This is a genomic window from Algiphilus sp., from assembly GCF_965216485.1.
GTDB lineage: Bacteria > Pseudomonadota > Gammaproteobacteria > Nevskiales > Nevskiaceae > Algiphilus.
This window is the reverse complement of record NZ_OZ244162.1, coordinates 2,498,741-2,521,002: the sequence shown is the minus strand read 5'-3', so window position 1 is coordinate 2,521,002 and position 22,262 is coordinate 2,498,741. Positions and strand designations below refer to the sequence as shown.

The 22,262-nt window shown below is 61.6% G+C and carries 16 protein-coding genes and 2 tRNA genes; 5 read left to right on the top strand and 13 right to left on the bottom strand.

Annotation, left to right across the window (positions count from 1 at the left end; translation table 11 throughout):
• Nucleotides 1–5: 5 nt before the first annotated feature.
• Nucleotides 6–515, bottom strand: coding sequence for a type IV pilin protein (locus ACOOFO_RS11715; protein ID WP_420426946.1), 510 nt, complete (start codon nucleotides 513–515; stop codon nucleotides 6–8).
• Nucleotides 516–544: 29 nt separating this feature from the next.
• Here ACOOFO_RS11715 and ACOOFO_RS11710 point away from each other — a divergent pair, with 29 nt between their 5' ends.
• Complete coding sequence (locus tag ACOOFO_RS11710) at nucleotides 545–1,594, top strand: NAD(P)/FAD-dependent oxidoreductase (RefSeq protein ID WP_420426945.1); 1,050 nt, start codon at nucleotides 545–547, stop codon at nucleotides 1,592–1,594.
• Between the two features lie 2 nt (nucleotides 1,595–1,596).
• On the opposite strand, the gene ACOOFO_RS11705 is transcribed toward ACOOFO_RS11710, so the two are convergent.
• Genes ACOOFO_RS11705 through ACOOFO_RS11680 form a run of 6 tightly spaced genes read right to left on the bottom strand, consistent with a single transcriptional unit; the run spans nucleotide 1,597 to nucleotide 9,947 of the window.
• On the bottom strand, nucleotides 1,597–2,034 hold the full coding sequence (locus ACOOFO_RS11705; protein WP_420426944.1) for a type IV pilin protein: 438 nt from the start codon (nucleotides 2,032–2,034) through the stop codon (nucleotides 1,597–1,599).
• 4 nt (nucleotides 2,035–2,038) lie between these two features.
• Nucleotides 2,039–7,240, bottom strand: coding sequence for a pilus assembly protein (locus tag ACOOFO_RS11700; protein ID WP_420426943.1), 5,202 nt, complete (start codon nucleotides 7,238–7,240; stop codon nucleotides 2,039–2,041).
• 10 nt (nucleotides 7,241–7,250) lie between these two features.
• Nucleotides 7,251–7,940: a pilus assembly PilX family protein gene (locus ACOOFO_RS11695; RefSeq protein ID WP_420426942.1), complete on the bottom strand. Its 690-nt coding sequence runs from the start codon at nucleotides 7,938–7,940 to the stop codon at nucleotides 7,251–7,253.
• Nucleotides 7,940–8,941: a PilW family protein gene (locus ACOOFO_RS11690; protein WP_420426941.1), complete on the bottom strand. Its 1,002-nt coding sequence runs from the start codon at nucleotides 8,939–8,941 to the stop codon at nucleotides 7,940–7,942. The genes ACOOFO_RS11695 and ACOOFO_RS11690 overlap by 1 nt, the downstream gene beginning before the upstream one ends.
• On the bottom strand, nucleotides 8,938–9,450 hold the full coding sequence (gene pilV / locus ACOOFO_RS11685; protein WP_420426940.1) for a type IV pilus modification protein PilV: 513 nt from the start codon (nucleotides 9,448–9,450) through the stop codon (nucleotides 8,938–8,940). The genes ACOOFO_RS11690 and pilV overlap by 4 nt, the downstream gene beginning before the upstream one ends.
• On the bottom strand, nucleotides 9,447–9,947 hold the full coding sequence (locus ACOOFO_RS11680; RefSeq protein WP_420426939.1) for a GspH/FimT family pseudopilin: 501 nt from the start codon (nucleotides 9,945–9,947) through the stop codon (nucleotides 9,447–9,449). Before ACOOFO_RS11680 ends, pilV begins: the two co-directional genes overlap by 4 nt.
• Nucleotides 9,948–10,157: 210 nt before the next feature.
• On the opposite strand from ACOOFO_RS11680, the gene ACOOFO_RS11675 reads away from it, so the two are divergent.
• Nucleotides 10,158–10,233 (top strand) — tRNA-Thr (locus tag ACOOFO_RS11675).
• 84 nt (nucleotides 10,234–10,317) lie between these two features.
• Here ACOOFO_RS11675 and ACOOFO_RS11670 read toward each other — a convergent pair.
• From ACOOFO_RS11670 to ACOOFO_RS11650, 5 genes are all read right to left on the bottom strand, one after another.
• Nucleotides 10,318–11,310, bottom strand: a complete 993-nt coding sequence (locus ACOOFO_RS11670) for a tyrosine-type recombinase/integrase (RefSeq protein ID WP_420426938.1) — start codon at nucleotides 11,308–11,310, stop codon at nucleotides 10,318–10,320.
• A 387-nt stretch (nucleotides 11,311–11,697) separates the two neighbouring features.
• Nucleotides 11,698–12,219 carry a hypothetical protein gene (locus ACOOFO_RS11665; RefSeq protein WP_420426937.1) on the bottom strand — a complete coding sequence of 174 codons (522 nt, stop codon included), beginning with the start codon at nucleotides 12,217–12,219 and terminating at the stop codon, nucleotides 11,698–11,700.
• A gap of 117 nt (nucleotides 12,220–12,336) precedes the next feature.
• Nucleotides 12,337–12,924 (bottom strand): hypothetical protein, encoded by a 588-nt coding sequence (locus tag ACOOFO_RS11660; RefSeq protein ID WP_420426936.1) that lies wholly within the window; start codon nucleotides 12,922–12,924, stop codon nucleotides 12,337–12,339.
• A gap of 73 nt (nucleotides 12,925–12,997) precedes the next feature.
• Nucleotides 12,998–13,546: a hypothetical protein gene (locus ACOOFO_RS11655; protein ID WP_420426935.1), complete on the bottom strand. Its 549-nt coding sequence runs from the start codon at nucleotides 13,544–13,546 to the stop codon at nucleotides 12,998–13,000.
• A gap of 519 nt (nucleotides 13,547–14,065) precedes the next feature.
• Nucleotides 14,066–14,155: transfer RNA gene (locus tag ACOOFO_RS11650), tRNA-Ser, on the bottom strand.
• Between the two features lie 205 nt (nucleotides 14,156–14,360).
• Here ACOOFO_RS11650 and ACOOFO_RS11645 point away from each other — a divergent pair.
• A complete protein-coding gene (locus ACOOFO_RS11645) occupies nucleotides 14,361–15,656 on the top strand; it encodes an adenylate/guanylate cyclase domain-containing protein (protein WP_420426934.1) in 1,296 nt (431 codons plus the stop codon).
• Between the two features lie 81 nt (nucleotides 15,657–15,737).
• Here ACOOFO_RS11645 and ACOOFO_RS11640 read toward each other — a convergent pair whose 3' ends face one another.
• Nucleotides 15,738–17,918: a DUF1302 domain-containing protein gene (locus tag ACOOFO_RS11640; RefSeq protein ID WP_420426933.1), complete on the bottom strand. Its 2,181-nt coding sequence runs from the start codon at nucleotides 17,916–17,918 to the stop codon at nucleotides 15,738–15,740.
• A gap of 245 nt (nucleotides 17,919–18,163) precedes the next feature.
• Here ACOOFO_RS11640 and ACOOFO_RS11635 point away from each other — a divergent pair, with 245 nt between their 5' ends.
• Nucleotides 18,164–19,657, top strand: a complete 1,494-nt coding sequence (locus ACOOFO_RS11635; RefSeq protein WP_420426932.1) for a DUF1329 domain-containing protein — start codon at nucleotides 18,164–18,166, stop codon at nucleotides 19,655–19,657.
• Between the two features lie 197 nt (nucleotides 19,658–19,854).
• Nucleotides 19,855–22,251: an efflux RND transporter permease subunit gene (locus ACOOFO_RS11630; RefSeq protein WP_420426931.1), complete on the top strand. Its 2,397-nt coding sequence runs from the start codon at nucleotides 19,855–19,857 to the stop codon at nucleotides 22,249–22,251.
• Nucleotides 22,252–22,262 lie beyond the last annotated feature (11 nt).

Below are 22,262 nucleotides of genomic sequence, written 5' to 3'. Positions count from 1 at the left end.
GCGTGCTAGCGCCAGCAATCGGCGGTGGTATTCGTGCCGCCCTTGCTGGTGGCGCTGCGCGAACCGTTGGCATTCAGCGTCATCTGCGCACAGGTCGTGTCGGGCAGCTGCTGCTGCACCGTGGTCAATCGCAGCGCGGGGCGATTGCCATCACCCGCCAGAATATCGACCCGATAGCGGCTGGTATTGGTCTCTGTGGTCGACAGCCCACTGCGCCGCGACAGATAGAAGGTGGTCGCGCTGGTTCCGGTCAACGCCTCGCCAATGGCGGCCCGGTCCAGCGCGCCGCCGCTGTCGCGCGGATAGCCGCCGGTGCGCATGCGCACGCGCTCCAGGGTTGCCTCCTTGTCGCTCAACCAGGTGATGGCGAAGTCGCGTTCCGCATTCCGGATGTAGCGTTGATAACCCGGAATGGCGATGGTGGCCAAAATGGCCACGATGACCACGACGATCATCAACTCGATCAGGGTGAAGCCGCGGCTTCTCGTTCCTGCGGTGGTAGGCTCTTTATTCACAATTGTCATTGTGCGGGGGTGCTTCGCTGATGCCAAGCAGCCACGAGGCAGCTTTCCGCTCAACGGCCGTATCGGATGTGATCATCGTGGGGGGTGGCGCCATCGGCATGACCACGGCTCTGGCCCTGCAGGCGCGCGGCCTGCGCTGCACACTGATCGAGCGCGGGACCTTGGGTGCGGAATCCTCGTGGGCGGGGGGTGGCATTCTGGCGCCGTTGCGGCCCTGGCATTATCCACAGCGCGTCTGGGATCTGGTGGCGCGCAGTCGCGCGCTCTATGCGGAGTTGCAGGACGGCCTGCAGCGCAGTTCCGGCGTGGATATCGAATTGCTGCACTGCGGCGCCACCTTGCTGGACAGTGCCGATTTCGACCTCGCCCGTGAATGGCATGCCCGCGTCGGGCTGCCTTGTGAAAACACCCATTGCGGAAATGCTGAGGCGATCGCCATGCCGTGGGTGCAGCAGGTGCGCAATCCGCGCCTGATCCGCGCGCTCCGCGGCGCCATGGAGGCCTCGGGAATCCCTGTCTGGGAACAGACACCGGTACAGGCGCTATGCCGCGACGGTGACCGTGTTACGGGCGTCCATATTGACCAGGGCGCGCTGCGGGCGCCCCACACGGTGGTCGCAGCCGGTGCCTGGAGTGGGCACTTCAGTGAATCGGTCTCGGCCAGGGTGCGGCCGATGCGCGGGCAGATGCTGCGACTGGAGCCTGCGTCGGATCATCCCTCGGCCGCGGGGATCTGGCTGCTGCCGGAGGCCTACGTCATCGTCCGTGGCGACGGCACTACGCTGCTTGGTTCCACCGTGGAGGATGCCGGCTACGACAAATCCGTGACGCCGGAGGCGCGTGAGCGCTTACTCCGTACAGCGGCGTCCTATCTGCCATGGATCAAGGCGGCGCGGGTCGTCGATCATTGGGCAGGCTTGCGACCCGGAAGCGCCAATGGCGAGCCCATCATTGGTGCAGACCCTGCTCTGCGAGGACTCTGGTGGAACACCGGCCATTTCCGTACGGGATTGGCCATGGCGCCGGCCTCGGCAGAAGAATTGGCCGAGGCCATTCGGACGACTGGTTAGTTCTACCAGGCGAGGGTCTCGCTGCCCTTGATGCGCTGGCGCAGTTCACGGTCGCCCGTTTCCGGCTCGCGATAGTCGATGCGCAGACGGAGCTCGCCGTCGCCCGCCTGACGCCCGACGGGGTCAGCGCGAAGATCGAAGCAGGCCGAAAGCGGACAGCCGCCGGTGGCTTCCATGATCTTGAGCTCGTAGACCGCGCTCTCGCCGCAGGTCGGATCGCCGTCGGGGCGCAGCTCGGCAAAGCTGTCGCTGTAGCGGCTGTTGCGGGCATAGAAGCGCTCCTGTGTGTTAGCCAGCTCGACCAGGCAGGACTGCCCCTCGGCGCGGCGCGACGTCTCTTGATAGTTCTGATAGGCGGGATAGGCGATCGTGGCCAGGATGCCCACGATCGCCACCGCGATCATCAGTTCAATGAGCGTGACGCCCGACTGTCCGCGCATGTGCCTAATAGCGCTCACGCCAATCCAGCTCGCCGCTGCGCGCCCCATCGGAGACATTGCCCTGGGTCTGCTGAATGGCGCCGGTGGAGGTCTGCGTAAAGATGGTCAGACCGCGATTGTCTCGCGCACCACCGACATAGAGACTGGGAGCGGAGCCAAGTCCCACGCCGATATCCACGCTGCGGATGGCCTTGTCGGGCGAGTTGTCCAGCCCGCCGCTGGCGTCGGTGCCGAAGGTCGGGATCTGACTGCTGGGCGCGCCGGTATCGAAGCGCAGGCCGAACAGACGGCTTCGGCCCTGTGCACCACACAGGCTGGTATCCGGCGTGAAGGCGGAAGCGAAGAACACGCCGCCGATGACCGAAGTATTGGTCACCACGCGCTCTGCCGGGCCGGTTGCGGTCAGATTCAGTCGCCAGCCGCCGGCGTTGCGCACCGCAGTGACCAGTTCGGCTTCGTTATTGACGTCCGTGACGTTCTTGACGCTGCCATCCTCGAAGACTTCGGCATTGGTGACATCCGTCAGGCCGCTGTAGCTGACCGCGGTGCCCGGTGCTTTTCCGTTGCCGACCGGATCGATGATGCCAAACAGGCTCTGTTGGTCGGTAGAGGCGCGATCGGGGTCACCGTAGAAGCGGCCGGTTCCCGAAAGCACCCACCAGTTGCCGAAATTGTCGATGGTCACCGAGGGGGTAATGGTGATCGGGTTGGTGGTATTGAGTATCTCAAAGGGGCCCGTCCAGTCAGCCGGGTTGGCGCTGCCAAGGCCCGTGGCCGAAGGCCGCAGGTCCACCTTGAACAGTCCGCCGTCCGGTGTCTCGGCATTGCCAGCGGCCATGCCCAGGTACAGGGCGTCGCCGCGGAAGTCAAGATTCCAGTCGGCGGTCGTCGCGGCTGTGACGAAGCTGCCCTGGTCCCGCTTCTTGCCGGTGCCGGCGACCACCGTGTTGGGCAGTTCCGCCGGCGCGAATCCAGGCAAATAGGACACGCTGCCATCGGTGACGAGCTGCTTCAGGTCCAGGGCCCACAGCTTGGCGGACTGCGTGCTTTCCGCCTTCTGCAGGTTGTCGGGCAGCGAGTTCAGGTTGTCCGGGCCGTTGCCCAGGACGAGATACCAATCGTCCGTAATGCTGCTCACATCGCTGTTGCCCTTGGCGCTCTGTGCGATGACCGCCGGTGTCATGGCAGTGAAGCCCATGGCCGGATTGGAGATCTCGCCGAGCAGCTCGGGCGGCTTCTCGGGGTTGGTGATATCCATCACGACGTAGGAGGAGCGCAGCGTCAGCTCCTTCTCGCCGCCGCTGTCGCGCAGCAGGGAGGCGAGGGCGCTGCCCAGCTTGAAACTGCCGAATGTCTCTTGCACCAGGTCACCGAGGGTGCAAACGAGGTTGCCGATGCCGAGCAGATTGGTGAAGGGTTCACACGCCTTGTTCATGGGTACGCTGATGTCGCCGCCGCCGAAGCCCATGCCGACCACCATCACGGTGCCCCAGCCGTGCGGGTGATCCGCGTCGTCGGGATCGAAGATGCGCGCATCAAAGATCCGGGGCTTGGCATCCATGTACCAGACGTGGGTGTAGTCGGTATCGGTCAGCCAGGTCAGGTGCGGCAGGTTGTGGAAGGGGACATAAGCCCACAGTTCCGCCCCGATCGGGTGGGCGGTGCGGTTGTCGATGGAGGTGACGAACTGTCGAGTGCCCGCGTTGTAAAAGCCGGCATTGAAGGCGTGCAACATGCCGTCATTGGCCCCGACATAGACGACATTGCGGCGATTGCGATATTGCGCGCGGAAGTCGGCATAGGTCTGGTCGTCGTACAGCAGATCGAAGGCTTCCGCCGGCGCACCCACGACCGTGGGTGTCGAGTTGACGATGTCACCAAGGCGCATGGTTTCCAGAGTGCCGTCGCCGTCGTAGTCAAGCGTGCGATTGCGCAAGCCGATACCGGGCTTGTCCTCGCCACGGATGTATTCCACCAGAAGCTTGGCGACGTTGGCGTCCGGGGCATTGACCAGCCCTGCTGTCCCGCTGCCGAAGGTTGCCGGAACGAAGGGCTTGACCTCATTGCCGCTGGACGCGTCTCCACCGAGACCGGAGCCGTCGACACGGCCATCCAGGTCGAGGTCGACCCAGGTGTAGATGCTGCGACCCAGGGTCGCGACATCGCTGTAGGTGCGCTGAGACAGTACGTCGGAAAGGGACGAGAGCTGATTGCGCGCATTCCACAGCGGCTTGAGGTCAGCCAACTCCACAATCGTGCTGTCGTCGTCGGCCGGATCGCCGCTGTAGCGCCGCACCCGCGTTCTCTGCTGGCTTGCATCGGCCGAGCTTTCGTCAAAGAACAACTCCACGACCGGATCCTCCGCGAAGTCGCCAAGCTTGAAGTCGCCATTGTCTTCGCGCAGTCGCCCCTTGTTGTCGACCCAAAGCGCTTGCAATGAGCCAATCCATTTCACTTCATTGCCGTTGGCATCGGTGCGGTTGGGTTCGAACAAAGCCTGATAGACCGCGCCTTCACCCTCACGGGCGTTGGCCACCACGGCCGCAGCGGTACCCGAGGCCACCTGGCCCACGATTTCCTGAAAGACGCGACGGAGTGAGTCCTCCAGTTGTCGCGGCTCGACGGCGAAGAAGTAGTTGTCCGGATTGCCATCCGGTGTGGGTTCTCCGAGTGCATTTTCGGTGTCCCACTGGCTCGTGCTGAGCGGGGCGAGGCGGCCGCTTGCCGTTTTGGAGGGGTCTTTTACGAAGCCGCCGTACTTGGCCGCGTACCAGAGCGGGTCCTTGAGCAAGCCCGCGCTGCTGTCTCCTAGCTCGTAGGTGTGTGCGCTGGGTCCGTCCGCCAGGGCACAGCCGCCGGCGCAGTCTCGGGCGCTGGTCTTGTCGGTGAAGGTAAAGCCCTCTGCACCCGAGTGAAAATGGGCGCCATCCTGAGTTGTGCCCGACAGGCTGTAGCCAAAGCCCATGCGCGCGCCACCGCCGCTGTAGCCGATCGTATTGGTGGTGATGCAGAGACGCTTGTCGCTGATTCGATAGTCCAGCACACCCCACATGTCCTGGTCGTAGTCGCCGCCCTGCTCGCCGTTCTCCCAGTTGATGTACAGCTTGCCGCGCACGATGGCGCTCGGGCTATCGAAGGTGCACTGTGCGGCCGCTGGCGCACTGCTACCTGCGACGGCGAGATCCTCTTTCGTGGGGTTTTCGATCCGCGTCGGGGGTTGCGCGTGCTTGAAGTCGACGATGGCGCAGGCCCCATTCCGGTCACTGTTTGCACCGCGCAGATCCAGGTTGAGGCAGGCCGGCAGCAGAGTCACGGAGCGTTCGCCGCTTGGCGTCACGAGGTCGATCTTGGGCGTGTTCGACGCCAGTTGGACGGCGTAGGTCTTGACCGACTGCTGTCCACCGATCTGGTTTTGAGTGTTTACGTCGCCGGTGTAGGCGTGGTAGGCCGCGCCGGCAATGCGGAAGGTGCCTTCAAGACGTGGCCCCTCGGGACAGATGCCGCGCACCTCTCCGAGTGCATTGACTTCCTTGGCGGTGCAGAGCTGGTGATCGCGGTCCGCCGTTGTGGTCTGCCCATTCTCGCCGACGAAAAAGGACTTGCCGTGGATGCCTTCATTGGCACCGATCAGGTTGGTCAACTCAATGGAGGTGAGGCTGGAATTGATACTGCCCATGCCATCACTGCTGTCGTCCAGTTCGTCGCCGTCGTAGGAGATCGTCGAGGCATTGAACACGACGGTGTTGAGCGATGCGCATTCGTTGTTCGCATTGACCGACGGGGGTTGATAGGACTGCGGCTGATTCAGACCATCAATCAGCGTGGAGTCGTTCGCACGGAAGTCGCCCGACGGAGGCAGATTGGCATACCAGCGCAGGGCGGTGAGATAGGCTTCGGCCAACGGGTTGCCCCAGTTCTTGCATTCCCCGTTCTTGAACTCGGCCAGCCGGAAGGTGCAGTCGTTGTAGACGCCGTCACCATGGTCGTACTCGATGATCCGATACAGCGACAGCGCATTCACGAGGCCAAAGGATTCGGTGTTCTGAACCCCGTTGATATTGCCGTCTGCATCGCGTAAACCGAAGGTAGCGATGAAGCGGCCATCGACTTCGGAATTGACCTCATCCGTGAAGGTGCCGACGCGCTTCATGACGTCGCCACCGGACTTGTTCTTCTTGTAGGTGCCGGTCGTCAGCCCAAACCACATGCGCTCGTTGTCACCGAACTCCTGCAGCAGGCCGATGGGTTTCGACGAACCATCCGGGTAGAACTTGCAGCGGTCCCCCGTGCGAAAGCCGGAGACGCAGACCTCGACGCGTACGGTGTAGTCCTCGGCGCCCACGCCGTGATCGCTCCGTCGGGGGTTTTGATCGTATGCGGGGATGCCGCTTTGAGCGGGATCGTTGTCGTTGGTGGCGCTCTTTTCACCCCGCCACAGGCACTGCCACCGCTCGTTGGCCGCCCAGAGCGAAAAGTTTCCCTTGGCGACACGCATCAGGGGCGGGGAAGTGACGTCTTCCGAGTTGACGCTGCTGCCCGGGTAAGTGGTGTTGCAGATCGTGATGCCGTTTTCACGCGCCGTTGCACTGTTGGTCGTGATGCTGCTGAACGGCGTGAGCTTGGCAATATCGCTGCCGTTGTAGTACTTCGCCCAGGAGTGGGCGTCGTTGGGCAGGTAGGCGCGCTCTAGCACCGTACGGGACTTGCCATCCAGCGTGATCGACTGGTCGATGATGCGTTTGCCGCCGAAGAGAATCTTGCGCACGACGTCGATACGCGACATCGAGACCCAATTCAGGAAGTTGCCGCTCCAGTTGCCACTGCAGTAGCGGTCGGCGTCGACCGGGCCGGCGGGCGTGAACAGCCCGCTGGCGTAGTTGTAGCACTTGTTGTCGTCAAAGTAGCCGTAGTACCGGAAGCTGTGCTGGTACGTCGTCTCGATATCACCGTCCCCGTCGAGGTCGGTGTAGTCGTTGTACGCGCGCAGGAACAGCTGATGATCCTTGGACAGCGTAATCATTGCCTGCGGCTGTGCGGTGTCGACGCTGGTCGCGGGCAGACTGGAGTACTTCTGCAGATTGTCGGAGCCAGAGAGGTACGGCAGCCCGGCGGCCAGCGCGACATTGATGCCGCCGAGGCCAACGATCACCGTGGCCAAAACCCTGCGCCGGGTAGGGGCAAGAAGGTTCGCTGTTCGCTTGAACATGATGGAGCTCCTAGTTCCTGACCACGTGACGGTAGGTGGCGGCGGTGATGGCACGACCGGCCACGTCCTCCTCCGCGGAAGTACGTACCGTTCTCGATGACGTCGAACGGCTTTCGATATGGAAGAGAATGCGGGCGCCACCGGCGGCGGAGGATTTTCCGAGCCCTTCGTAGCCCGCCACCATGGCGGTGCCTGCTCCCGGGTTGAGGTCCGTCCGCAACTTGAAGACGCCCAGCTGTGCAGCGACGGGGCGCGTTGCTTCCCCCACGCCCGTGGGGATATTCCTGTCGAAACTCGCCTTGGTCAGCATGTCATCCGTGGCCGGCAACGCGCATTGGGATTGCGGCTTGCACTCCTCATTGATGACGTACCAGCGGGGCGATTCCTTGTCCGCGGCGAGCCCGGTGATGGTGTAGGCATCGGGAATGTCGAAGAGAAAATCGCGTTTCAATACCTTTCCACCGCGCTCCGAAGGCCAGCCGCGCGCATAGACGTGCTGATCGATGATGTCGCCCAGGCGGCGCCGTGGCAGTTCGGAATTCTCGAGTGCTTCCACGCGCTGGATCTGGTTTTCGCTCATGCGGAGCTCGAAACCGGCGTTTCGTACGGCCACGGTGCCCACTACGGTCAGCCCGATCAGCAACACGACCGAGGTGATCAGCGCGAAACCGCCTTGTTGTCGGGAGGGAATCTTCCGCATCAGCCGCCTCTGCCGTGATTGCGAATCTGGAAATCCTGCACGTAGAGACGCCGCGGGAAGCGCTCTAAATCGTCCGGCGGCGTATAGGTATCGCCGTCGGGCAGGGTGTAGGTGGTGTTGTCGGCGAACTCGCTGCGTTCCGGGGCGCGCAGGATCAGCCCAATCCGTATCGCGGAAATGTCCACGAAGTCAGCAGCAGAGACATCCTCGGGGTTGTCCCAGGATTCCACGATGCCATCGCCATTGCGGTCCATGCCCGCAACCACGCTGAATCGCTCCACGCCGGACACGATGGGTTGCGAATCCGGATTGCCGAAGTCCGGAGAATGCTCATACAGAGCGGCGCCTTCCGCTGCGGTGGCGCCCGTCGGCACCCCGACATGGAAGACACGGGCGCGATAGCGATAATCAAAGACACCATCGTCTTCGTCATCGGCAGTGAACTGGCTGTCCACATTGGCTACATCGCTCCGCTGGTAGATGGCCGCTCGCGTGGCCGGAATCACGCGCAGCAGAAGCGTGTCACCGCCAAGGGCATCGATGTCGGCACGCGGCAAATAGCCCGTCCCCGGGGCACTCAGCGGGTCGGCATGACGAATGACCAGGACGTCGGTCAGTGGCTCGTAGTTCGACACCGTGCAGCCACTCAGCGGCGTCGTGCTGGCGCCGTTGTGGACTTCGATCGGTCGGCGGATATCGGCATACCAGGCAGCCGAGCAGGCCGACGCATCGGGATTGTCCAGAGAGTTGGGGAACCACTGAAGCGCGGTCGTTGGCGCGCCATGGCTGAAGCCAGCGTCACGCAGCGCGCGACCAATGGTTTCCATGGCGAAACGCGCGTTGTCCTGCAGAATGGCCGTGCTTTCCTGCACGCGGTAGCTGTGGCGGCTGGTCACGAATACGGTCGCGATTCCGGCCAGGATCACCAGGCCGAGTGTCACGGCAATCATCAGCTCGATGAGCGAGATGCCACTTTGTTGGTGACGTGCCAGCGGTTTCACGGCGCCACCGCCAAGCTCAGGCAGATGTCTTCATCCCCCTGTGCACCGCGTTCCGGGTCCCAGCAGATGGCAATGCTGTAGGGGGACAAGGCATCGCAGGGCGACTCGGTGCAGACGATGGATACGCTTGATGCTGGCAGTGGGGGCGGCCCGTTATGGACCTTGTCCGTACCGCCCGTGACGGCCTGCTTCCAGCGGCCAAGGTCCCAGACGGCAAGCTCCTCTGCATTGCAGTCGGCACTGGCGCAGTCCACGCCGGCCTTGGGGGGCTCGCTGCCGGCGGCCAAAGCATAGTGGCCTTCCATCAGCCCGATACGGTTGGCGCGCATCCGCTCGGCGATACTCTGCGAGTGCATGCTGGCGACCGCGTACTGATCAGCGACAAAGGTATTGCGCACGGCAGACCCCTGCATGGCTGCCACGCCCAACAGGCCCAGAGAAAGCACCACGACCGCGATCAACACCTCGATCAATGTCAGACCGCGTGCGTGCATCCGGCGACCGCTCATGATTTCACCCTGCTCCGGCCTGTCGTCGAGATCACGATGGCCCGCTTGTAATCCGCATCGTCCCCCGCATCCACCGTAATGGTGCCGACCCTAGAGGTCCGTCCCCCCGCATCAAAGGACACCGCCCGTGCCACGTTGCTGTTGCCGGTAATACTCGTCCGCTGCGCAAATGGACGCTCTACCTGGATGACCGCCTCCTGCGCATCACGCACGCCGTCATTGTCTGCGTCGGCGAACACCATCACGCCGCTTTCCCAGGCTGTGCCGCTGGTGTCGCAGGCGTCGCTACCGGCCTGAACGATACAGACCACAACGCGCTGATTGCGCTGGATAGCTTCCGAGCGAGCCAGCATGAAGGTACTCAGTAGCCGATTCGCCGTCGTGCTGGCGCGATTGCTCTGGATCAGGTGATTGTAGGAAGGCACCGCGATCCCAAGCAGGATGGCGGCGACGGAGATCGTCACCAGTAACTCAATGAGTGTGAAACCGCGTTGCATGTCGACCCAATTAGCACGAAATGCGTCGACTGTGCCCGAACGGGCGATCAGCCGCCAACCTTTGCTGACGGGCGGTGGTTCGGACGGACTTGTCCCAAGTGCTGGCGCGCGACCTGAGGCCTGTCCTATACTCCGCGCCCCTGCAAAACCGCCCGCCTGCCGCTGCGGCCGGGGTCGTTCGCGAGGTCAGTGCTAGAATAGCGCTTCGTTGCCGGCGTAGCTCAGCTGGTAGAGCAACGCATTCGTAATGCGTGGGTCGGGAGTTCGATTCTCTCCGCCGGCACCAATAAAAACAGGCGCTTACGAGTAAGCGTCTTCAGGCTCCTTTGGCCACTGTGCCAAAATTGTGCCACTCGCTGGCACACTCGAATCAGGCCGATTCCTGCCAGTGCACGCGCGCGGCGTAATCCAGCAGATGCGCCGACGATAGATGCGCGTAGCGGCGCACCATCTCCGACGACTTCCAACCGCCCATCTCCTGCAACACGTTGAACGGTGTGCCTGCCTGTGCGTGCCAGGACGCCCAGGTATGCCGCAGGTCGTGCCACCGGAAGTCCGTGAGTCCTGCCCGAGCCACTGCCTTGCGCCACGCCTTGGTGTTGACTTGCGTGACCGGTCGGCCCTGGTAGGTGAAGACGTACTCCGGATGGAAGCCCTGTTGCGACTGCAACACCGCCATTGCGTTGGCATTCAACGGCACCGCGATGGCATTGCCCGTCTTCGACTGGTCGGGGTGGACCCAGGCGCAGGCCCGCTCCATGTCCACGTCCGCCCAAGAAAGGCGACTGACGTTGCGTTGACGAAGGCCGGTGGCGAGTGTGAAGCGCATCATCGCCGCCAAGTGATCCGGCAGCTCGGCAAGAAGTTTTGCGGCTTCTTGCCGAGAGATCCATCGGGTCCTTCTGGAATCCACCGAAAGCATGGGTGCCTTCGGAACCCGGTCGATCCACTCCCAGACCTCGCAGGCCCGTCGAAGCACAGCCCGCACCAACGACATATGTCGATTGGCCGTGGACGGACTGGCCTCTGCGGCCTTGGCCTCCAATATCTCGAACAGCAAGACGCGGTCGATGTGATCGAGTCGCTTGCCTCCGAGATAGCGGTCTACCCAACGAAAAATCTCCTTGTCCTTCTCTAGCGAGGCTTTGTGGCTCTTTTCCTTGAGCCACTGCACCACCGCCATTTCCCAGGTGTATCGCGGTCGCTCCTCCAACGCCCCGGTACGCCACGCCTGTTGCTTCAGTCGGTCGTGGAATTCCTGGGCGGCTCGCTTGTTCGTCGTCCCAGCAGACTTTCGTACGCGCGAACCATCGGGGGTTGTGAACCGGACCCACCACACATCGCCGCGTTTGTATATCGACATGCTCCAATCTCCAACTTGGAGCCACGATGCGGCGCTTGCCGAGGCTGAGGGTAGTCGGGGGCCAGGGGAGTGGCAAGAACGCGCTGAGCGAGGGCTACGAAGGCGCTAGAGGGCGAGGGGCCAGGGGGCGCCAACAAGTCCCGATTCAGAAACACATTCTCAAGACTTCGGGAGGGTCTACAGGGGCGATCATGCTGTTAGCGGGTGCTGTGTTACTAGGGGGCGCACCCGCGCCGCCGCGCGCGGCGGTTGTCCTGAAGGACAAAGCGCCGAGCGCCGCGGCGCGTTACGGTTTGGCGTATCCAACGAAGGCTTACGCCTAGGTTTACTCGCGGCCAAGCCTAAGGCAATGATGTCGCAGTGGAACCACGTGTTGGGCGGCGTCCTTTACTCAATGACTGCCTCCATTGTTCTTCTTGTGCAATCTAAAATCTTCTCGACCATTACGTACAGTGATTGGATCGGCTGCGGCCCAGCAAAGGTTTCTTCGTCTGGATAAAAATAATTTCTCGGGTAGCCTGATGGGCCGCGAGCAAAGTGGTGTTCGAAATACTCGCCGATGGTGGTGCCGTACTCTACACCGTCCACTAAGAGCTGCCAGCGCCAATACCTGCCATGTAAACGGAACATATCGTTCTCGTGCGCTTCTATGCGATCGGCTACGTCTTTTAGCAACTTTGTGGTGTTGTGGCCACGATAATTTCTGCGGATAGTTTCCGAGGAATCACCCATCATGCGAAGAAAGCATTTTCCGGCTAGTTCGGCTGCTTGCAGTGAAAGCCCAATGCTTACCTTAGCTTGGAGAGCGGATGCATCTCGAGTTTCGAGACGCAGCGCGCGCCCTGCCGCTTCATTGACCACTACCGCGTGCTCTAAATACCGTCTCGGGCTTGGGCTCTCTTCACTCATTTCTAGAACCCCAAGGACTAACAACAACTACGTTCATCGGCGTTTGAGGCGGTGGGCGATTTTCCGGTAGCAAAATGTCCAGCGGGTCAAACGGCGGCTGCAATGAATTGTTAGAACTCATCTTTCTGGCAGCGGCCGCACAAGTTTTACTGCCTCCCGGGTGATCCGCCATAAGCGATGCCCCTGCGAATTCCTATCCGGCCGAAGAAGGCCGAGTGAACACAAGCTCTCAAGATCATCATCAACGAACCTAGTTTCTTCGATTTCTATTAATCCACCGGCCCCATCCATGATGTGATACCCCGTTCCATCAGATGTCTTTAGCTCCAAAAAGAAGCTGCCGCGAGATCGTTCAAGCTGCTCCAGAATCGACACCGCTTGCTCCGACAACGCTGCATTTGGGGTTACTGCTTGGGCGATAGGCGCAAGTCCCTGAATATGGGCAGCAAGCTTGGAAACCGACTCATTTAACGAGTCCAGGACAGACATAACCTGTTCATGGTTTTGGCTCAGCAGGCCTTTGATACTTAGACCAAGAAGGTGATTAGAGCCAATCTCGTCTAGAACGGCTTGGTGTCGCTTGCTCCCAAGCCAATCAATGAACTCCTGATACTCATCAGCGGAAGTCGCGCGGCGCTCAGACTTGAAGTTGGATATCAGACCGACGATACCTGCGAAGGTCGTTGCTGCTGTTAATGGTTCCAACTGGGTCTCCCTCAACTTCTAACGATAGCCGTGAGCCGCGCCTCAAGGAGCAAAGCGTATTGGGGCGTCCGGCTTAACGGCCCTTTTGGGCATCATGAATGACACCGTCACCCCCTTCATCAAAGACTCGACGACAGCGCCACGCATGGAACCGGACTTGCATAACTTCCAAAAGATCCGGCGTCCTCCCATTTCGATAGCATCGGAACGCAACGACGTCGATCATCAGGCGCAGGTCGTCGGCCCGCCCAAGTAGCTTCGCAAGACGCTTTTCGTTTGATCTGGCATGTGAAACCCAGTCAGGAAGACGGATAAGCACCCTGATGCCCTCATCTATTCCCCACAAGGGATAGCGAACTTTAGGTCGCACATTTTTCAGCTTTTCTCGCTCCTTGGCTGCCTTTCCGTACCAATTGGAGTAGCTCTTGTCTGAACGACCCTTAGCTAAAACAGTTGAAGTCGCTACCACTCCCGAAATGGCCTCGCCCAACTCTGTCAGCAGTGGTTGTAGCAATTCCCTATGGCTAGTCCTTGACTCGGAGTAGCGGTCGAAAAACAGTTTTAGAACGGAGGCGACGGCTGCGATGACTGCAGCTATCAGTGTAGCTAGACCCATATCCATAATGTCTTACGCCCCGCAGTGACTAGGCTGCGTGCTTCATGATTCCATTCATGGCGCGCGCTTCATAACTCCGGTATGCGGCGATTTCGGCACGCGCAACCCCGCGTGAATTCAGGAACTTGTTCGTCCATGGATCGGCGCTCTATGAAGGCGTGTGACCGCAGCATAACGCGCAGTAACCTACACGTCTCGTCCAGTGCGACGCGGTGCAGCGCCGAGCATGGTCGGCGTCCGATTGCGTATGGCCATTGAAGTGGCACAAATTCGGCACAGCGACCGGCGGCAAGCGCCACAAGTGGCTGTATTAAGGGAGGTTACAGAAGCCTTCAACCCGCTTTCGTAATGCGTGGGTCGGGAGTTCGATTCTCTCCGCCGGCACCAAATAAAATCAAAGGCCTGCGACTTTCCGGCGCGGGCCTTTTTCGTGTCTGGCGCGGAGCGCGGTCATCGGTTGCTCAGCGCGGGCACCTCACAATCGGACGGGCGAGACTTTCGGCTGCGATGGTGACGGGGGGCGAGTGGCGGAGAGGGTGGGATTCGAACCCACGGTGCCCTCGCGGACACGGCGGTTTTCAAGACCGCTGCATTCGACCACTCTGCCACCTCTCCGTGTGAATATTGTAGTCGGCATAGGCCTCGGTACGCTGTGCGCCATGCATGCCTCTCACGACCCCCCGTATAGTTGGCGCGGTACTTGCTCCGCGCAGGACGCGGTCGAATAGGCAATCGGCCGTTTGGCGGCGTCGCGAGGGTTGCGACGTTCTAGGCGGGGCCCAGTCGAATAGGTCGTGCGGTGTTCAACCTGATCAGCAGCTTGTCGTCATCGAATAGCGGACTCCTGGTCACCGCGATCATCGCGGTGGGCATTGGTATCGCCTTTGTCGTATCCGACCCCCGCACGCCTTCCACGCGCTGGTTGTCGTGTGCGTTGCTCGCCACCGGCTTTGCGATTGGCTTCAACGCCTATCTGCTGGAGGTGGGGGTGGAGGCCTTGCCCTTCTGGGCGCGTGCGGCGGGCTTCATCGAGGCATTGGCCTTCATCTGCGGTGTCGAGTGGGGCATTCGCGTCAGTCGCACGGCGGGCGAGCGCGCGGGGCCGAGGCTGTGGGGGCTTTCGCGGCTTTCCGAGGTCTTCGTCCTCTTCCATGCGGTGATCAGCGCATTGTTTCCGGCTCAGCGTATCGAGCATCTGATCGGCGCAATGGGCAACCCCGCCTTTTACCTCTCGCCCTGGTTCTGGGCCTTTGCGACGGTGCCGACAGTGGGTTTCGCCTTCATTACCATCGCAGCTGTTCGCATGCTGATGCGGCGGCCTGACAAAGCGGAGTCCGGGCGCATTCTGTCCATGCTGGTGGTGCTGCCCTTGCTGGGCTTCTCCTTCATCGTGCCGCTGCACGTGGCGCCGATCACGCTGGCGCTCAGCCAGGTGGTCTTTCTGTTTGGCGCATTGCGCTACTTCATGGTGCAGGGCGCCCGTGCGCAGTTCATGTCCCGCTTCATGGCGCCACAGGTCGCGGAGCTTGTGCGTACGCGCGGATTGCGCCAGGCCATGCGCCGGCACCGCGTCACCGTGTCGGTGGTGTGCGTGGATATCCGCGGTTTCACGAGCTATGCGCATGGCGTGGAGCCGGAGGTCGTTCTTCGACTGCTGCGCAATTTCTATGCGGCAATCGGTATGGCGGCCGCGCGCTATGGCGGGACAATCAAGGACCTGGCGGGCGACGGTGCGCTGATTGTCATCGGTGCGCCCGTCGAAATGGAGGATCATGCCGAGCGCGCATTGGCGCTGGCGCGCCGCTTACAGAGCCACACCCGCCCGGTCGTGCAGCGCTACAGCACCAATTTGGGCCTCGGCGTGGGCGTTGCCACCGGAGAAGTGGCGGTAGGTATCGTCGGCCAGCGCGCCCGCTTTGAATATGTCGCAGTGGGGCCCGCCGTCAATCTGGCGTCGCGGCTCTGCGACCGGGCCCGCGATGGAGAAATCCGGGTCGACGCCGATACCCTGCAGCTGGCGGGCGAGAGCGCCCGCGGCAAGCCATTGCGGCGTTATGTCAAAGGTTTGGCCGAGCCGGTGGCGACCTACGTCTTGGCGCCGGATCACCGCAAGTGAGCGCGGCATTGGCGAGGCCGCGCCGTTGTTGAGCAGTCGTGCCGGAGCCATCGCTGGCCAGCTCCGGCATCAACGTGACGGCTAGAAGTTGTATTCGATACTGAACTTCAGGTTGTCCCGGTCCTGCAACAGGCTGACGCGGTCATTGCCGGTGTCGAAGAAGCCCTGATAGAGGATCTGCGCCTGGAAGCCTTGGGCGAATTCAATATCCGTGCCCAGCAGAATCTCGATCTCGCCTTCTACAAAGTTCTGTAGCGGGGAGGGTGAGATGCCGTACACGTCGTGGAAGAGCCCGATGATGGGAGTGTAGGTCCAGCCGAAGAGGAAGTCGTTATAGGTCGGACGGATGAACAGGCGGTAGCCGGTGGCGAACTCGTCCGCGAAGCAGTCGGTGGACTGTGTGGGGTTGAGGCGCCGCGCGTTCGGTTCGCCATCCGCCGTGCCGGTGCCATCGGCCCCCGGGCTGAAATGCGTGCAGTTCGGACCACCGCCCTCAAACTGCAGCTCGTTGAGCCCGGGCATATCCTGGATGTAGGTCATGCCAAGCTCGGCGAGCAGGATGATCTGATCGGCGCCGATCCAGTTGCTGCTGGAAAAGACACGGATGCCGGTCAGGTCGAGCTGGTGCACCTTCTCGCGTTCGTAGCCGCGGATGAGTTCGTTGGCCTCGACCGGGTCGTTGCGGAACCGGGTCTGCACAAAGTCCGGCACCGCAGTGCGGGCACCCGGAACCGTCGCAATGAGAATGTTCTGGTCCTCGGCGGGGAGGGCGGGCTGCAGCCCAGCGAAGATGACGTCCACGAGGGAGACCTGCAGCGGCAGATTCGGGTGATAGACGTACTCGCCGGCCAGCGACCAGGAGCCGAACTGCGTATTGAAGGCCATGCCGAAGAGGCGGATGTCCTCGGGGTAGTCCAGGAAGGGGCGCAGCGTGCCGATAGGCAGTGGCTCCCGGTTCTCGCCGGGGAGTACGCCGAGTGTGCCCGTACCGCCCCCGCAAGGGCCCAGAATGGCAAGTCCGCCCTCGGTGCTGAGGTTGTCGAGCGTGATACCGGGCACCAGATTGCCTAGCCCGGCAAGAATGTCATTCACCCCCGAGCCAAGAATATCTTCCACGCTGAGGCCCAGCGGAGAATCGCGCAGGCAGGAGCGATCCGTCGCAAAGGTGCTCGCGTAGGGCAGGCGGCTGTGATAGTTCAGCGCATAGAAGCCCAGTTCGGTGCCACCGTTGAGGTCTTCGGCAAACCAGGTCAGGCGTCCGCCGAATTGTCCCTGTTCATCCGGTCGCCCGATCGTGGAACTGACCGGGACATTGAGCGATGTCGAGGTCAGCAGCTGCGGCAGTGTGCCCTTGAAGCCGCCCACAAAGTTGGGATCCTCGGAAAATTGCCCGAGTCCGATCACCGCAGTTTCACCGCCACCTGCGATGTCGTTGACCGAGTAGAAACTGCCGGCCGCGGCAGGCTGGGCAGGCTCCCAGTCGTACTGATAAACCAATTCGAGGCCGATCGTTGCGGTCAGGTCGGCGGAAATGACCGCCAGGCCGGTGGGCTCGAAGACGCTGGCGATTTCCGAGCCGGGGAAGTTCAGGCGATTCTCGTTCGGTGGATTGAGCTGATCCAGACTGCCCAGCGCGACAAAGGTGGACTCGCCCCAGCGCACGCGCTGTTCACCCACCGAGACCAGCGCATAGATGTCACCCAGCTGGAAGGGATAGGAGATGAAGGCTTCCTGCAGGTCGATGTCGGTACCAACCCGGCTGGTCACACCGCCACTGCGTGGTGCCCTGGCCGGCTGGAAGGCCGTATCGAAGTTGGTCTCCGAGAAGTCATTGTTGATCTGGTCGAAGAAGGCAATCCCCGAGACCTTCATCACGGCCTCGCCCCACTGCACCGACAGATCGGACTCAAAGCGCGCCTGGGCGCTGACCAGGTCGCCCTGATCGTAATTCAAATTACCGTCGTCGTAGATGCTGCCGATGAAGGCGCCAGGGGCATCGACCAGGCGCTGGTTCGGGCCGGGATCCCCCGTGAAGGAGATGCAATCGTCTGGGCACAGATCCGGGGTGGCGTTCAGCTTTCCAAGCGTCTCGCGCGCCCGGTCCTCCAGGCGAACGGCGCCGCCGAACAGCGCGCGGCTGTTGAGCGAGATATCGAGGTCGCCGATTTCCGTTGTCAGGGCATGCGTTTGGGCGCTGGCAAACAGACAAAGCAAAGCGGCGAAGCCAAGGGCTCCGCGACCATAGGCCTGACGATGGATCACTTGCGAACTCCCCGTGTAATGAATGATTGGGCGCTTCGTTGCGCCGCAGCAAGTTACGCGGATGCTAATTCAAGCGTGCCTGGCGTACAAGCAAGAATGCGTGGCCCGTTGCGCCACAAAGCTGTTGCGGGTGGGGCGCGCATTGTGTTTAATGGATGTGGAGTAACCAAACTTTCTTTCCGAATACAAGACGACCACTCAGGCTTGGCGCACGTCGCCAACCCGATCTCTCGGAGACACAGCACATGGGATACAGAAATGCGGTCCGCTATCTGACGATGGCGGCAGTTGGTGCGGCGTTGCTGCCGGTTGGTACCTACGCCAAGGTCAGCGCGGAGGAGGCTGCGAAACTCGGCAACGAGCTGTCGCAGGTTGGCGCCAACCCTAAGGGCAATGCTGAAGGCACCATCCCCGAACTCACCGGGGCGGCCAATTTCAGCGATGAGCAGAAGAATCTCACTCCGGAAGAGTTGGAGGCCATTCGCGAGCGCATCGTGCAGTTCGCGGAAGAAAACCCGAATCTGAATCTGATCACCAATCTCGATGACCTCAAGAAGGCCGCCGAGATGGAGCCAGATCTCAACAACCTGGTGACGCAGATCGGCGTGGAGAATCTCAATCCGCGCATGACCATCACCAAGAGCAATTACAAGGAACACGCCGACAAGCTGACCGAGGGCCACAAGAAGCTGTTCGAGCTCTACGACAGCTACGAGATGATCGTCTACCCGACGGTGCGTACGGCCTACTATCCGGACGAGATCTACGAAGCGACCAAGGCCAACGCAACGCGTGCCACGCTGGAAGGAACGGATGATATTTCCGGCCATAAGCTCGGCTTCCCGTTCCCGATCCCGCAGAGCGGCGCCGAGGTGATCTGGAACCACAAGCTCAAGTTCCGCGGTTCGACCGCCCGTCGATACAACGACCAGGCGGTGGTTGATGCCGACGGAAGCCATGAGATCACGCAGGTGATCGAGGACGTGGGCTTCGAATACGCCAACCTGGCCAAGGGGGAGGGGCGCGACAACGAGATCATCGCCTACTTCCTCCAGGAAACGATTGCTCCGCCGCGCGTGGCCGGCCAGTTCACGCTGGTGCACGAAATCTTCGGCAAGGACACCTCGGGCCGTAACGCCTGGATCTTCAACCCGGGTCTCGGGCGCGTGAATCGCGCTCCCGACGTGGGTTATGACAATCCCTCCATCGGTTCCGACGGTCTGCAGTTCAACGATCAGGTCAACATGTTCAACGGTGCGTTGGACCGGTACACCTGGAAGTTGCTCGGCAAGCGCGAGATGTACATTCCGTACAGCTCCTATCTGATGAACAACCCGGTCGCCAAGTACGCCGACATGGTGGGCAAGGGGCACATGAACCAGAAGATGGCGCGCTATGAGCTGCATCGCGTCTGGGTCGTGGAAGCCACTCTGCGCGACGGTACGCGCCATCAGTTCGGTCGTCGCGTGTTCTATGTCGACGAAGACAGCTGGGGCATCGTGGCCGTGGACAACTACGACGCGCGCGGCGAGCTGTGGCGTTTCCAGGAAGGCCATGTGCTGACCGCACCTTTCGTGCCGACCACGACCACCGCACCGGAGGTCATCTACGACCTCAAGAGCGGCCGCTACTTCGTGACCGCGATGTCGAATGAGGGCAAGGTCACGGACTGGAAGATTGAATACCGCGACGGCTATTTCAGTCCTTCCGCGTTGAAGCGTCGGGCACGCGGCCGCTAAGCGACCACGTGTCGGAGACAGGTTTCATGGCCCGGTATGCCAGCAAGGCATGCCGGGCCATGACGTTCGCGGGGCCTGTGCCGGTGAGAGGGCCGTGCGCAGGTGCGAGTCGCCGCAGTGGTTCGGTGCGCAACACGCCAGGGCCCCGCACCGGGGCGTGAGAGGCGGGCGAGACCCGCAAATACAGGGAGAGGGGAATGAGTGCGACGCAACGCATCCTCAAGATAGTTGAGCCCGCGATCTTCGGGCATCGATGGATCACGCTGGCGATCCTGCTGTTGATCACGGCCTTTCTCGGCTGGAAGGCAGCCCAGCTCGAGCCGAATGCCGGCTGGCTCAAGATGGTGCCCAAAGAGCACCCCTACATGGATACCTTCCTCGACTACTACGACGAGTTCGGGGGAGCCAACCGGATTCTGGTCGCCATTCGCAACAAGGAAGGCGATATCTACCAGCCGGACTTCATGGAGAAGCTGCGCAAGCTGACCGATGACGTCTTCTTCATCCCGGGCGTGCAGCGGGAGCGCGTCAGCTCCATGTTCACGCCGAACATTCTCTACGTGGAGGTGCAGCCTACGGGGCTATCCGGCTCCACAGTGGTGCCGGCGGACTACGCGCCCACCGAAGAGATGATGAAACAGCTTCGCTCGAATGTAGCGAAGGCCAACATCGTGGGGAGGCTTGTCTCTGAAGACCAGCAGGCGGCCATGGTGGTGGCCGAGTTGCTGGAGCGCGACCCGGTCACGGGCAAGGCCATCGACTACACCGAGGTCGGACGCAAGCTGGAGGACATCCGCGCCAAGTATGAGGACGGGAGTACCACGGTCCACGTCATTGGTTTTGCGAAGGTCGTCCACGACATGACCGAGGCTTCGACCGAGGTCGTGATCTTCTTCGCGGTCACGCTGTTGTTCACCGGTCTGCTGCTCTGGCTGTATGTCGGCTCCTTCTTGCTGGGCATGCTGCCCCTAGTCTGTTCGGTGGCCGCGGTGGTCTGGGAGATGGGGCTGCTCAGCCTGGTCGGCTTCGGGCTTGATCCCTTTGCGATTCTCGTGCCTTTCCTGGTGCTGGCGGTGTCGGTGTCGCATGGCGTGCAGTACGTCAACGCCTGGGCAGCGGAGGTGGCACTGGGGCTGTCCAGTTACCGCGCCTCCCTGGCCACCTTCCGGCGCCTGGCTATTCCGGGCACGATCGCACTGATCACCGATACCGCGGGCTTTCTCACCATCTACCTGATCAATATCGACGTGATCCGGGAGATGTCGCTGAACGCGGCCTTCGGTATCGCCGCCATCATTGTCACCAACAAGGCGTTGATGCCGATTCTGCTGACCGTGACGCCAGTCCGTGATCCAGAGGAATTCCAGCGCAAGCAGGAGCGGCGCAATGCGCTCTTTGATGGCGTCTGGCGCTTCATTGCCAAGCACTTCACGCGCACGCCGGTGGCTGTGGCCACGCTCGCGGTGGGTGGCGTGGTGCTGGTATGGAGCCTGTATACCTATCCGTCCCTCAAGATCGGAACCGTGGGAGAGGGCGTGCCTGAGCTGCGTCCGGATTCCCGCTTCAATCAGGATGCCCGCTTCATCGCGCGCAACTTCGGCATCGCGCTCGATCAGCTCAACGTCATCGCCGAGACGGAAGAAGACGCCTGCATCAAGTACGAGTTGATGGCCGAGGTCGATCGTTTCGCCTGGCACATGAAGAATCTGCCGGAAGTGCGCGAGACGATGACGCTGATGGATCTCTCCAAGCTGGCCTATGCCGGCTTGTCGGAAGGGCGGTTGAACGCGCAGGTCGTACCGCGTAACCAGTACGCGCTCTCGCAGGCCACGGCACTGGTGCCGACGAGCTCCGGCATGCTCAACGACAAGTGCAGCGCGCTCAACATCTTCCTGTTCACCAAGGATCACGCCGCCGAGTCGATCAAGACCGTGGTGAACGCCATCAAGGACTACAAGGCGAAAGAGCAGGCCACCGATCGCATCGATTTCCGCCTTGCGTCCGGCAATGTCGGCGTGATGGCAGCCACCAATGAGGTGGTCGAGGACAAGGAGATCGAGATCGTCCTCTGGGTCTATGCCGTGGTGCTGCTCTTCTTGTGGCTGTCCTTCCGGACCTTCTCCGGTGTGATCTGCGTGGCCTTGCCGCTCTCGCTGGTCTCCATTTCCGCCTATGGCGTCATGGCGACGCTGGGCATTGGCATGAAGGTCGCCACGCTGCCGGTGATCGCACTGGCGGTCGGTATCGGTGTGGATTACGGCATCTACATCTATGCACAGCTGGCCGACGGCCTGCGCCGTGGCTTGTCGCTGGAGGAAGCCTACTACCAGACCTTGCGCAAGACGGGCAAGGCGGTGGTCTTCACCGGTGTCGCGCTGGGCCTTGGTGTAAGTACCTGGCTGTTCTCCAAGCTGCAGTTCCAGGCCGACATGGGAATCATGCTGGTCTATATGTTCACCGCGAATATGTTCGGCGCCATTCTGGTGCTGCCCGCGCTCGCCCGCTTCTTCTCCAAGGAAGAACTCAAGCACGCCGGTCAGGACTTGATGGCCGGTGCCAGCGAAGCGGAAGAGCAGGGATACAACGGAAAATGAGGGGGACACGC

Coding starts and splice junctions, on each gene's coding strand:
- ACOOFO_RS11680 (WP_420426939.1), bottom strand. CDS start 9,947: ATGCAACGCGGTTTCACACTCATTGAGTTACTGGTGACGATCTCCGTC.
- ACOOFO_RS11710 (WP_420426945.1), top strand. CDS start 545: ATGCCAAGCAGCCACGAGGCAGCTTTCCGCTCAACGGCCGTATCGGAT.
- ACOOFO_RS11705 (WP_420426944.1), bottom strand. CDS start 2,034: ATGCGCGGACAGTCGGGCGTCACGCTCATTGAACTGATGATCGCGGTG.
- ACOOFO_RS11630 (WP_420426931.1), top strand. CDS start 19,855: ATGAGTGCGACGCAACGCATCCTCAAGATAGTTGAGCCCGCGATCTTC.
- ACOOFO_RS11670 (WP_420426938.1), bottom strand. CDS start 11,310: ATGTCGATATACAAACGCGGCGATGTGTGGTGGGTCCGGTTCACAACC.
- ACOOFO_RS11700 (WP_420426943.1), bottom strand. CDS start 7,240: ATGTTCAAGCGAACAGCGAACCTTCTTGCCCCTACCCGGCGCAGGGTT.
- ACOOFO_RS11655 (WP_420426935.1), bottom strand. CDS start 13,546: ATGGATATGGGTCTAGCTACACTGATAGCTGCAGTCATCGCAGCCGTC.
- ACOOFO_RS11665 (WP_420426937.1), bottom strand. CDS start 12,219: ATGAGTGAAGAGAGCCCAAGCCCGAGACGGTATTTAGAGCACGCGGTA.
- ACOOFO_RS11695 (WP_420426942.1), bottom strand. CDS start 7,940: ATGCGGAAGATTCCCTCCCGACAACAAGGCGGTTTCGCGCTGATCACC.
- ACOOFO_RS11635 (WP_420426932.1), top strand. CDS start 18,164: ATGGGATACAGAAATGCGGTCCGCTATCTGACGATGGCGGCAGTTGGT.
- pilV (WP_420426940.1), bottom strand. CDS start 9,450: ATGAGCGGTCGCCGGATGCACGCACGCGGTCTGACATTGATCGAGGTG.